Origin of the sequence: Ideonella flava (assembly GCF_051857595.1) — a bacterium.
GTDB lineage: Bacteria > Pseudomonadota > Gammaproteobacteria > Burkholderiales > Burkholderiaceae_C > Ideonella.
Genome location: NZ_JBPZHD010000011.1, coordinates 31,035 through 43,008, shown reverse-complemented (window position 1 = coordinate 43,008; position 11,974 = coordinate 31,035). Strand labels below are relative to the sequence as shown.

Sequence of the window (11,974 nt, the reverse complement as noted above, 5' to 3'; positions counted from 1 at the left end):
GGCCATGCGCATCCTCCTGGTCGAAGACGATTCCCTGCTCGGCGATGGCCTGCGAAACGGCCTGCGCCAGCTGGGCTTCGAGGTCGACTGGGTGCGCCGGGGAGACATCGCCGAGCAGGAGCTGCGCGCGCACCCCTACGCGGCGGCGGTGCTCGATCTCGGCCTGCCAGGCAGGGACGGCATGGAGGTGTTGGCGCGGGTGCGCGCCGCCGGCAACAAGACTCCGGTGTTGCTGCTGACCGCGCGCGATGCCTTGCCCGACCGCATCCGCGGGCTGGATGCCGGGGCGGACGACTACGTCGTCAAGCCGGTCGACCTCAACGAGCTGGGCGCCCGGCTGCGCGCGCTCGTGCGCCGTGCCCATGGCCAGGCCAGCGACCGCCTGTGCCTGCAGGATGTCGAGCTGGATCCCGCCGCGCGCACGGTCCGCCAGGCGGGCGCGACGGTGACGCTGTCGAAGAGCGAGTTCGACCTCCTGCACGTTCTCATGCTCAATGCCGGCCGGGTGCTGTCGCGGCAACAGCTCGAGCAGCAGATGTATGCCTGGGGGCGGGAGGTCGACAGCAACGCCATCGAGGTTCACATCCACCACTTGCGGCGCAAGCTGGGCGCGGCGCTGATCCACACGGTGCGCGGCGTGGGCTACACGCTGCTGCGCGAGGTCACGGCATGAACCCCGCTCCGGCGCGCTCGCTGCAAGGCCGGCTGCTGTCGCTGGTGATCGGCCTGGTGCTCGCGGTGTGGGCGGCCGCCGCGGCCCTGACATGGGTGGACGCCCGGCACGAGCTGGATGAATTGCTGGACGCCCATCTGGCGCAAGCCGCGGCGCTGCTGGTGGCCCGCGAGGCGGCCGACATCGAGGCCACCCGCAACGTGGATGCGCCGACTCCGCATCGCTACGCGTCGCGGGTGGCGTTCCAGATCATCCACGAAGGCCGGCTCGTCCTGCGATCGGCGCGGGCGCCCATGGAGCCGTTGGCCACGGCGCCCGGCTTCCAGACGGTCACGATAGGCGCCACGCGCTGGCGCGTCTTCAGCATGGTGGGGGTCGACGGGGATGAACTGGTCCACGTGGCCGAGCAGGTTGAATCGCGCACGGCCATCCTCTTCGCGCTGCTGCGCAGCATGCTGTGGCCGACACTGCTGGCCCTGCCTCTCCTCGGCCTGGCCGCGTGGGGCGCCGTGCGCTACAGCGTCAGGCCGCTGCTGGCGCTGAGCGAACGGCTCACTCACCGGCGACCCGATGAACTCGGCCCGGTGCAGCTGGAGCAGGCTCCGCGGGAGATTTCGCCGCTCGTCGATGCGCTGAATGCGCTGCTGCTTCGGATCGCCACGCTGCTGGAGTCCGAGCGGCGCTTCACCGCCGATGCTGCCCACGAGTTGCGCACGCCGATCGCCGCGATACGGGCCCAGGCCCAGGTCGCCCTGGCCGCGTCCGACGATGCGACCCGCTCGCACGCCCTCGCGGCCACGGTGGCAGGCTGCGACCGCGCCGCCCGGCTGATCGGCCAGCTGCTGACGCTGTCGAGGGCCGACGCGGAGCGACCGCCGCTGACGACCGTCGACCTCGCCGAACTGACCCGCCAGGTGGCCGCCGACATCGCCCCGCAGGCGCTCGCCAAGCACCAGTTGCTGATGCTGCGCGTGCCGTCGCCCTGCCACGTCGACGGCGACGCCACCCTGCTGGCCATGCTGGTTCGAAACCTGCTCGACAACGCGGTGAGATACAGCCCCAGCGCGGCCAAGGTGTCGGTGCAGGTTCGCCAGCGCGAGGGCCGGGTCCACCTGCTCGTCGAGGACAGCGGCCCGGGCCTCGACGAGGCCCAGCGGCAGCGCCTGGGCGAGCGCTTCTTCCGCGTCCCCGGCAGCGAGCAGAGTGGCAGCGGCCTCGGCTGGTCGATCGTGCGCCGCATCGCGGCCCTCCACCAGGCCGAGGTGGACGCCCGGCCTTCACACCGACTGGGGGGCCTGGAAGTCGACGTCAGTCTCCCCGCGGCGCAAGGCGACGGCAGGCCGCGCCATCAGGATCGCCTGGAACGGCGTGCCGGCGCCGATGGCGCCCCGGCCATGGCGACCGTGCAACGCCCATGACCAGCGCGGAGGGCGTCAGCGTTCACATGCTGCCGGTGAACCCCGCCTTCCAGGGCGAGCGTCACCGCCGCCGCGGATTGAGCCTGCGCAAACGCTCGGTCAGGCGCAGGGGGCATCCTCCCTCCTGCCCCACCTCGTTCGATGCCATGCAGCGTCCGCCCCTGTCGCGAGCCTTCTTCCTGGTGATCGTCTTGGCCACGTGGCAGCAGGCCTGGGCCGGCAGGGATTGCGACGCCCCGACTGCGGCTTGGCAACCGCGGACCGCGGTGCAGGCACTGGCCGAGCGCAACGGTTGGCACCTCGACCGCTTGAAGATCGACGACGGTTGCTACGAGGTCGTCGGGCGCGATGCCGAAGGCCGCCGTTTCAAGGCCAAGATCGATCCGGCGAGCTTGCAGGTCATCGGTTTGAAGCGCGAGCACGGCGAACGCCTGCGGCAGCGCGAGCAGGAGCGTGAGCGTGAGCACGATCGCGAGCCCGCGCAGCAGCCTGCCAGCGCTCCGACGCCGCCATGACCTCTTCCCACCAGCCCCATAGCCCCGGAGTACACGTCATGAAGCATGCATGGCCTCTTGCCACCATCGCGGGCGCCCTCGCCGTCCCGGCCGCCGTGTCCGCGCGGCAGGTCACGCTGGAGACGCAGCTCACCGCCTACGGCGGCGATGGCGCCTACCTTGCCATCTACCTCATGGACCCGGGAGGGCGACTGCACAGCACGCTGTGGGTGGCCGGCCGCAAGGCCAAGTACTGGCGCCACCTGCGGGATTGGTACCGGTCCACGGGAGGCAACGCCAAGGTGGACGGCATCACCGGCGCCAGCGTGGGCGCGGGCAAGACCTTGCGCGTCACGGTGGACGTGGCCGACGCCTTGATCGATGCCGGCTACGAGGTCCACATCGACACCGCCGTGGAGAAGATGAAGGAGAACCCCTCCGAAGTGGTGGTCCCGCTGAGCGCGGCCGGCGCCGGCAAGCCCGCCGCCGGTCGCGGCTACGTCATGTCGTTCCGCTACACGCTGTGAGGTCCCGGCCCTCCCGATGCTTCGCAAGCTCCATTCGATCCCTGCACTGTTTGCCGGCCTGCTGCTGGTGCTCGTCGCGCTGACGGGCTCCGTGCTGTCGCTGTTCCCTGCACTGGAGCGCGCCCAGGCCGTTCAGCCGGCCGGCATCGACGTGGCCACGCTGGCCTCCCGCGTCATCGCCCGGTTGCCCGGCGTGCAGACCGTGGTGCGCGAGCCTTCGGGCCTGCTCATCGCCTACCACCTGTCGGGGCAGACGCAGGAGGCCTCCGTCATCGACCCGGACAGCGGCAGCGCCGTGGACGCCTACCGTTCCTCGGCCATCCAGCGCTGGGTGAAGAACCTTCACCGCCAGCTGATGCTCGACGACGCTGGCCGAGTGGCGACCGGCGTCGCTGCGGCCTGCATGCTGGTGATCGTGGTCTCCGGGCTTCTGCTGCTCGCGCGACGCATGGGCGGGTGGCGGCGCTTGCTGGCTCCCGTGCGCGGCACGACGCTGCAGCGATGGCATGGCGAGGTGGCGCGCGTCGCGTTGGCCGGCCTGGTCCTGTCCTCCGCCACCGGCGTGCTCATGTCGCTGGCCACCTTCAGCCTGCTGCCGGAGGGAGGCGGGGCAGAGCCTTTTCTGGTCGGACGCCCGGCGGGATGGCCTGCGATGCCCCTCGCGCGAATGCCTGCACTGCAGGCGATCGACCTCTCGCGCTTGCGGCAGCTGAAGCTGCCGAACCCCGACGACCCCAGCGATGTCATCGAGCTGGAAACCTCCGACGGCAGCGGCTCCATCGATCCCGCCACGGGTCGGTGGATCGACTATGCCCCGTGGGACGGGTGGCAGCGCCTGCACGCCACGGTGCGGATGCTGCACACCGGAGAGGGCCTGTGGTGGCTGGGGCTGCTGCTGGGCGCCGCCTCACTGACGGTGCCCTTGCTGGCAGTGACCGGCACGCTGCTGTGGTGGCACCAGCGCAGCCACCGGCCGCGGCTTGCCGGCAACGCCGCCGCCCACGACGCCGACACCGTGCTGCTGGTGGGCAGCGAAACCAACACGACCTGGGGCTTCGCCACCGCCTTGCATGCTGCGCTGTGCCGCGCCGGCTTGCGGGTGCACACCGCACCCATGAATTCGCTCGCTGCCCGCTACCCCCGTGCAAGGCGCCTGATCGTCCTGACCTCCACCTATGGCGACGGCGAAGCGCCGGCCGGTGCACGCCAATTCCTCGACAAGCTCGAGCGGCTGACGATCGCACCCGCGACAAGGTTCGCGGTGTTGGGATTCGGCGACCGGCAGTTCCCGCAGTTCTGTGGCTATGCCCTGCAGGTTCAGCAGGCGCTCAAGGCCAGGGGCCTCACTCCGCTGAGCGATGCGGGCACCGTGGACAGGCAGTCAGAGCCCGAGTTCCGCCAGTGGTGCGCAGGGTTGGGCGAGGCGCTGGGGCGGGTGCTCGAGCTGCACTACACACCGCTGCTGCCACGCACGACGGCGCTGCGGCTGGCGTCACGAACTGACTACGGACAAGACCCACAGGAGCTCACGTCGGTGCTCCGCTTCGTGGCCGAGGCTCCTTCGACTCGCTGGTGGCGGCGCGGCTCCGAGGGCCTGCCGGCCTTCGAGACCGGTGATCTGCTCGGGGTCGTGCCTCCAGGGGGAGCCTCGCCGCGGTACTACTCGCTGGCCAGTTCGGCCCGCGACGGCGTGGCCGAAATCTGCGTCCGCCGGCATCCCGCGGGGTTGTGCTCGGGCTATCTCACCGGCCTGCAGCCGGGCGCGACCATCCAGGCGTTCTGGCGCCCGCACGAGAGCTTCCGCCCTGCGGCGGGCGCAGCGCCGGTGATCATGGTCGGCGCGGGGACCGGCATCGGGCCGCTGATCGGTTTCGCCCGGCACAACCCGCCGCACCGCCCCATGCACCTGTACTTCGGCGCACGCCATCCGCAGGACGGCTTCCTCTACCGGGAGGAGCTCGGCCGCCTCGTGGACGACCGGCGATTGCGCAGCCTCACGACCGCCTTCTCTCGCTCGCGTCCCAAGGCCTACGTGCAGGACCGCCTGGCCGCCGACGCGCCGCGTCTGCGCGAGCTGGTCGCCCACGGCGCGCAGATCCTGGTGTGCGGGGGCCGCCAGATGGCCGAGGGCGTGGCCGGTGCGTGGGAACGCATCCTCGAAGGCTCCGGCCTGACGGTCGCGCAATTGAGAAGTCAGGGCCGCTATGTCGAAGACGTCTATTGAGTGGCTGCCCGGTGCGCGGGTGAGCGACTGCCGCACCAGCGGCGAAACCATGGGCTCGCGCTACACCGCCCGCTTCCACGCCGCACCCGGGGCAGACATCGAGGCGATCGTCGCGGCACTGGCCTCGGCCGTCACGACCGTGGACCGGCAGATGTCGAACTGGAAGCCCGACTCGGACCTGTCGCGACTGAACCGCGCCGCGCCGCAGGTGTGGACCGCGATACCGCCGAAGCTCGTCACCGTGCTGACGCGCGCCATCGAGATGGGCCGCGAGACGGCGAACGCCTTCAACATCGGCGTGGGCGACCTGGTCGATGCCTGGGGCTTCGGGCCCGCCGGCCGCCCAGGCCGGGCGGGCGCGGCAGCCGCCAGGCCCAGAGCCCCGATCGAGTCCGTGCTGGAGATCGACGCCGGAGCCTGCCGGGCCCGCAAGCATGGCCCGCTGACCCTGGACCTGTGCGGCATCGCCAAGGGCTTCGGCGTGGACGAGCTGGGGCGGGTCCTGGACGCGAACGGCATCGTCTCCTGGCTCGTCGGCATCGACGGCGAAATGCGGGCGCGGGGCAGCAAGCCCGACGGGACGGCCTGGGCGATCGCCCTGGAGGCGCCGGAAGACGACCGCCGTGCCGCGATGAGCGTGATCGAGCTGTGCGACGCGGCGGTGGCGACCTCCGGCGACTACCGCCATTGGGCCGACCGGGACGGCCGCCGCGTCTCGCACACGATGGATCCACGAACCGGCGCGCCGGTTCGCCACGGCCCGGCATCGGTCACGGTGCTCACGCCGAGCTGCATGGACGCGGACGCCTACGCGACGGCCTTGATGGTGCTCGGCGAACAGGCCGGCCTGGCACGGGCTCGCAAGCTCGAGCTCGACGCCTGCATCGTCCTGCGCGAAGCAGACGGGCTGCGCACGGTCGGAACCGGCTTGTTCGCCCCCGTGTAGCCGCCCGTCACTTGGGCGGTATGTCGATCCACCAGTCCTTGAAGGTCGGCTCCTTGTCGGTGCCGATGCTGCGCAAGTACGCCGACAGGCGGCGGATGTCCTTGTCGCTGAAGTACTGGTGATACGACGGCATGCCTTCATCCTCGCCCCGCATCACGGCTTCGCGCACGTCGCCGCGTTCGGAATGGACGATGTTCGGGCCCATGCCGCCGGTGGCGTACATGCCGTGGCAGCCATAGCAGTTGTACTTGAGGAACAGGCGCCGGCCTTCGCCTTCGGGCGGCAGCGGAGCCGACTCGGCGGACACCCCCCTGGCGGCAGGCGGCGCCGGTTGCGCGCCGGCGGTGGAAATGAACGGGCCGGCAACGGCCAGCAAGGCGAAGATCAAGCTGCGCATGGGGAGCTCCTTCGGGTTGAATCGGTCGGTCAATGGGGCGCAGGGTCGGCTGCGGGCACTCCGTACGCGGCGAGGATGGATCGGATCTGCGGCGCCCGCCGGTCGAGGGCGGCCTGCACCTCGTCGCGCAGGCTCTCGTCGCCGCGCCGCACGCCCATGGCGATGTCGAATGCCACCGGCAGCGCGGCTTGCGCGGCGTCGGGTTCGGCCGCGACCAGGGCCAGCGGTTCGGCCTGGCCTTTCGCGTAGTAGCCCGCGATCGGCCCCCAGGCGATGGCGATGTCGACCTCGCCGCGAGCGACGGCCTGGATGAGCCGGCCCGGGGCCGCCTCGTCCGGTTCCTCGCCCCACATCGGGTAGCCGCGGACCTGGGCGCCCAGGCCGGCGCCGGCCAGCAGCATGGCCGGCGGCGGGTTGGCCCCCTCGGCGCCCAGGGCGTGCAGGCCGATCGTCAAGGTCTTCAGCGCGGGGTCATCGAAGCGGGCGATGTGATCGAGCAGCCTTGCCCGGCGGCTGACGAAGACGTAGCCGGAGCGGTAGTACGGACGCGTCGTCTGCAGGCCCTGCAGGCCCGGTGGTGCACCCAGCACCAGGTCGCAGGCGCCGGCCAGCAGCGTGCGCCGCAGGAAGCTGCGGCGCTGCATGTTCCAGGCATAGCGCAAGGTGGCGTGCAACTCGTCGGCCAGCAGCTCGGCGATGCGGTTCTCGAAACCCTCGCCGCGCTGGTTCGAGAAGGGCAGGTTCGCCGGGTCGGCGCAGACCGCCAGCTCGCGAGCCGGCTCTGCCGCCGCCGCGGTGGCCAGCACGCAGGCCGCCGCAAGACCGACAAGGGTCCGCACTGCCTTCATGGCAGCTTGAAGACGTGGACCATGCCGCTGGTGGCCGCCGGAGCCGCCTGCCGGCGGTCCTTCATCGCGGCCGTGATGGCGGGTGCCAGCGGTGATGCGCCCCGCTCCTGCTGGGCGGGACACGGGCCGCCCGCGAAGCCGCCGGGCAGCCAGCCCACGCCGGTATAGACGGCGATGCGCTGCGAGCCGTCGGGCGCCTGGTAGGAGATGGGGTTGCCGAGGATGCCGCACTCCAGCTGCGTCTGGAACACCACGGCGCCCGTCGTTGCGTCGACCGCCTTGAACCAGCGGTCCAGCGTCCCGTAGAAGACCAGGTTGCCCGCCGTGGCGAGCAGGCCGGCGTACAGCGGCAGCGGCTCCTGCAGGGCCCACGCGCGCTTGCCGCGCGCAGCGTCCCAGGCCAGCAGCTCGCCCATGTAGCCTCCCGGCGGCGCGACGAAGTTGAGGTCCGCGCCCAGGAACGGCGTGCCGGCGATGTAGAGGGCCTTCAGGGGCTCGAGGTTGTTGCAGGTGTTGATGGCCGGCACGTACTGCAGGCCGGTCAGCGGCGAGAAGGCCGAGGGAGCGAACTCCTTGGCGCCGAGCGGCGAAGGGCAGATGTTCTCGGTGATCACGCCGGTGTGCGGCCGCATGCCGGGGTTCACCTTGGGCTCGCCGGTGGCCAGGTCGACCTTGTCGGCCCAGGTCGCCACCCCGATCTTGTTCGCCACCAGCACCTGGCCCGTGGCCGCGTCCAGGGTGTATCCGAAGCCGTTCTTGTCCACGTGCATCAGCACGCGGCGCTTCACCCCGTCGATCTTCAGGTCGGTGACCACGCTCTCGCTGATCGAGTCGTAGTCCCAGCCGTCGTGGGGCGTGACCTGGTAGGCCCACACCGCCTCGCCGGTGTCGGGGCGGCGCGCAAAGATCGTCGAGCCCCACTTGTTGTCGCCCTTGCGCATGTCCGGGTTCCACACGCCGGGGTTGCTCGTGCCGTAGTACAGCAGGTCGAGGTCGGGGTCGTAGGTGAACCAGGCCCAGGCCGTGGCGCCGCCCTGTTGCCACAAGGTGCCGGGCCAGGAGGTCGCCCCGAGGTCGGTGCCCCTATCCTTGGCGTACCAGGGCTTGAAGTTGGCACCGATCAGCACCTCGGCGTCGGGACCGGTGTTGTAGGCCTTCCAGACCGGCTTGCCCGTCTTCAGGTCCAGGGCCTGCACCCATCCCCTCACGCCCAGCTCGCCGCCGGCGTTGCCGACGATCACCTTGTTCCTGACGATCAGCGGGGCGCCCGTCAGCGTCTCGCCCGTGGTCGGGTCGCCGAGCCGGGTGCGCCAGACCAGTTGGCCGGTGGCCGCGTCGACCGCGACCGTCGTGTCGTCGAGCACGTTGTAGACGATCTTGCCGTCGGCGTAGGCCGCGCCCCGATTGACGACGTCGCAGCAGGCCACGCCCCTGGCGTAGCGGTCGGCCCCCGGGTCGAAGGTCCACTTCACCGTGCCGGGCGAATCCAGGTCCAGCGCGATGAGCTTGTTCGGGAAAGGCGTGACGACATACATCGTGTGCCCGACGACGAGCGGCTGCCCCTGGTGTCCCGCGACGGCGTTCGTCGGCACCGCGAAGTCCTCGACCAGCCCGCCGGCGTTGGTGGAGTTGATTTGCGACAGCAGGCTGTAGCGCGTGCCCTGCACGGTGCCCCCTGGCGTGGTCCATTCGGCGCCCGCGCCGGTGGCCGCACCGGCACCCGAGCCGAGCGCCAGGATCGCCGCCGCGACGACGCCGAGCCGGGCACGGCGCGCGTCCCACTTGCCCCGTCTGCGCGCGCGTTCAACGCTTCGCGGGATCCGCCTGTCGAGATGTGCGCCTGCTGCCATGAAAGCCTCCATCCATCGCCGAGTGAAAACGTCGTGCGTGGTGCCGCGTTCGGCACCCACACCTGCTCGAGGAATTTGGACGTCACAGGCGGCGGAACAGGGGATCTCCTGCGCCGTGCAGCAAGCCGCGACCAGCCCGGGCGCTGATGGCGGAGGCTGGATGCACCGGCCGCTGCGGCTCGCGCTGCAACGTATCGACCGGACCATTCGGCTCGTTCAATCTTAGGATTGGCTTAAGGCACCGCCTGGCCGGACCGCTGCCAGGAATGCGAGGCCACTGATCTTCTACGTTATGTCGTCAGAGTGATGTCTGGTCGCCTCTCGCCGGCCGCTCCAGCAGCCGGGCAGTGCCTTGCAGAAAGGCGTCGAAGTCGATCGGCTTGGTCCAGTAGTCCAGCGCGCCGGACGCCCGCGCTTCGGACACGTCCTGCGGCACGGCGCTGGCCGACAACGCCACCACCGTGATGGCTCGAGTGGCCGGATCCGCCTTGAGCTGGCGCAGCACGTCCAGGCCGCTCATGTCGGGCAGTTGCATGTCGAGCAGCACCAGGTCAGGCTGGAGCGTCCGTGCGCGCTCGAGGCCGGCGCCGCCATCCGCCGCGGTCACCAGCTGGACCCCGGGCCACCTCGACAGCAGCTGCTCCACCAGGATCACGTTGAGCGGGTTGTCCTCCACGTAGAGCACCACGCCGATGGGCGGCACGCTCGGGGCCTGCGCATCGGCATGGCGCGCGCTCGCCATCGGCCGGCCGTCGCCCGCCGGCAGGGTGACGCGCACCAGCGTGCCGCGCTCGTGCTCGCTCTCCAGGCTGACCTCGCCACCCAGCAGGCCCACGAGTTGTCGCACCAGCACCAGGCCGATCCCCGTCCCCTGCACCCCGCTGCCCTCCCGGCCCAGGCGATTGAAGGGCTGGAAGAGCTGGGACCTCTGTTCCTGCGACATCCCCAGGCCGTTGTCGCGGACCAGGATGTGCACGAAGTACGGATCGCGCTCGACCTCCAGCCGGACCCATCCTCCCGGGCGGTTGTACTTGATCGCGTTGGACAGCAGGTTCAGCAGCACCTGGCGCAGGCGAGACGGGTCGGTGCGCATCAGCAGACGGCATTGCGGGGAGTAGCCGGCATGGAGCACCACTTGGCATTCCTGCGCCTGAAGCTGGCTCATGCGCATCACGCCGTCCAGCAGCTCGCACAGCTCGAAGTCGCGATGGTCCACCGACATGCGGCCCGCTTCGATCCGCGAGATGTCCAGCATCTCGTCGATGAGCATGCACAAATGCTCCCCCGCTTGCAGGACCAGGTCCAGCTGCTCGCGCTGGCGCCCGTTCAGCGTCGCCCCGCCCTCGGCACGCAACAGTTGGGTGAAGCCGAGCACGGCGTTCATCGGCGTGCGCAGCTCGTGGCTGATGCGGGAAAGGAACTCGGTCTTGGCGCGATTGGCGGCTTCGGCAGCGGTGCGGGCCAGCTGGGCCTTCTCGGCCTGTCGCAGCTGGGTGACGTCTCGAGCCATCACGGTCATCAGCACCCGCTCGCCCTCCCCGGCCCGCGATATCGAAGCCTCGATCGGGAAGCGCTCGCCGTTGGCACGCAGGCCGGTCAGCTCGCGGGAGGCCCCCATGCGCCGGGTGGTCACGCCCTCGGCGGCATAGCGGGACATGTGCGCGGGATGCGCGGCCCGATACTCCGGCGGAATGAAGCGATCCAGCGTCAGGCCGATGGCTTCCTGCGCCGGCACTCCGAACATTCGCTCGGCTGCGTGATTGAACAGCACCACCTTGAAGTGGGCGTCGACGGCAATGATCGCGTCCATCGCGGTCCCGACGATGCCGGCCAGCTGGGCCTCGCGTTCGCCTGCCGAACGCTCGGCCAGGGCCCGGCCGGCCTCGCGGTCGATGTGCTCCAGCGAGAAGCACAGGTCCTGCACCAGCTGCCCGATCAGCTCGACCAACGCGGGATCGAAGGCGCCCTTGGAGCCGAAGTACAAGTTCAGCGTCCCGACGGTCTGGCCGGCGCGCCGGATGGGGAAAGCACCGGAGGATCCGACGCCGAAGCGGGCCGCATGCTCCCGGTACGGAACGGTTCGCGCATCCGCTTGAAAGTCATTGCAGATGAGAGGTCGGCCGCTGCGCAAGGCGTGTGCCGTGGGCCCCAGTTCGGCATCGGCATCCTGCGGGCGGGCCACGGCCAGGTTCAGACCTTCGGTGTAGCGCTCGGCGCCGCCGGCCCAGGCCATCGGCCTCACCACGCCCGCTTCGACCAGGCCGATCCACGCCATGCTGGCGCCGCAGCATTGCACGGCGATGCGGCAAAGGCCGTCGTAGAGCAAGCCTGGCTCCGTGGCACGGACCATCGTCTGGCCCATCTCGGACAGGGCGCGGTAGAAGGCGGGCAGTCGCGGGTCGCGGGTGACGGAGCCACTACCGGTTGTGTCGGCGTCCAGGGTCATCCTTCCTTTGTCGGAGAAAGGCTCCCGTCGCGTCTTGACTTGCGTCAACCAGCCTGAGCGGGACGGCGCGCTCCGCGGCAGCGACTTCGCCCAGGCCGCCGGCGGCTGATTGAGGCGAATCAACGAACCGTGCCTCGGCGCCGACTAGTGT

The 11,974-nt window shown here is 70.6% G+C and carries 10 protein-coding genes; 6 read left to right on the top strand and 4 right to left on the bottom strand.

The genetic code is table 11. The annotated features are described in order from the left end of the window. Window positions 1–4: 4 nt before the first annotated feature. Genes ACS5PM_RS23305 through ACS5PM_RS23280 form a run of 6 tightly spaced genes read left to right on the top strand, consistent with a single transcriptional unit; the run spans window position 5 to window position 6,282 of the window. The gene (locus ACS5PM_RS23305) at window positions 5–673 is read left to right on the top strand and encodes a response regulator (RefSeq protein WP_439390100.1); all 669 of its coding nucleotides are present in this window, start codon (window positions 5–7) and stop codon (window positions 671–673) included. Next, window positions 670–2,091, top strand: coding sequence for an ATP-binding protein (locus ACS5PM_RS23300; protein ID WP_439390099.1), 1,422 nt, complete (start codon window positions 670–672; stop codon window positions 2,089–2,091). The genes ACS5PM_RS23305 and ACS5PM_RS23300 overlap by 4 nt, the downstream gene beginning before the upstream one ends. Then, entirely contained in the window at window positions 2,088–2,606 is a 519-nt protein-coding gene (locus tag ACS5PM_RS23295; protein WP_439390098.1) for a PepSY domain-containing protein, read from the top strand. Before ACS5PM_RS23300 ends, ACS5PM_RS23295 begins: the two co-directional genes overlap by 4 nt. Window positions 2,607–2,644: 38 nt before the next feature. Then, complete coding sequence (locus tag ACS5PM_RS23290) at window positions 2,645–3,112, top strand: DUF2271 domain-containing protein (RefSeq protein WP_439390097.1); 468 nt, start codon at window positions 2,645–2,647, stop codon at window positions 3,110–3,112. Window positions 3,113–3,128: 16 nt separating this feature from the next. Beyond that, window positions 3,129–5,336 (top strand): PepSY domain-containing protein, encoded by a 2,208-nt coding sequence (locus ACS5PM_RS23285; protein WP_439390096.1) that lies wholly within the window; start codon window positions 3,129–3,131, stop codon window positions 5,334–5,336. Further along, window positions 5,317–6,282 carry an FAD:protein FMN transferase gene (locus tag ACS5PM_RS23280; RefSeq protein WP_439390095.1) on the top strand — a complete coding sequence of 322 codons (966 nt, stop codon included), beginning with the start codon at window positions 5,317–5,319 and terminating at the stop codon, window positions 6,280–6,282. The genes ACS5PM_RS23285 and ACS5PM_RS23280 overlap by 20 nt, the downstream gene beginning before the upstream one ends. Window positions 6,283–6,289: 7 nt before the next feature. On the opposite strand, the gene ACS5PM_RS23275 is transcribed toward ACS5PM_RS23280, so the two are convergent. From ACS5PM_RS23275 to ACS5PM_RS23260, 4 genes are all read right to left on the bottom strand, one after another. Next, a complete protein-coding gene (locus tag ACS5PM_RS23275; protein ID WP_439390094.1) occupies window positions 6,290–6,679 on the bottom strand; it encodes a c-type cytochrome in 390 nt (129 codons plus the stop codon). Between the two features lie 29 nt (window positions 6,680–6,708). Beyond that, window positions 6,709–7,527 carry a quinoprotein dehydrogenase-associated putative ABC transporter substrate-binding protein gene (locus ACS5PM_RS23270; RefSeq protein WP_439390093.1) on the bottom strand — a complete coding sequence of 273 codons (819 nt, stop codon included), beginning with the start codon at window positions 7,525–7,527 and terminating at the stop codon, window positions 6,709–6,711. Then, window positions 7,524–9,377, bottom strand: a complete 1,854-nt coding sequence (locus ACS5PM_RS23265; RefSeq protein ID WP_439390092.1) for a PQQ-dependent dehydrogenase, methanol/ethanol family — start codon at window positions 9,375–9,377, stop codon at window positions 7,524–7,526. The genes ACS5PM_RS23270 and ACS5PM_RS23265 overlap by 4 nt, the downstream gene beginning before the upstream one ends. Window positions 9,378–9,675: 298 nt before the next feature. After that, the gene (locus ACS5PM_RS23260) at window positions 9,676–11,823 is read right to left on the bottom strand and encodes a hybrid sensor histidine kinase/response regulator (protein ID WP_439390091.1); all 2,148 of its coding nucleotides are present in this window, start codon (window positions 11,821–11,823) and stop codon (window positions 9,676–9,678) included. Between the last annotated feature and the right edge of the window lie 151 nt (window positions 11,824–11,974).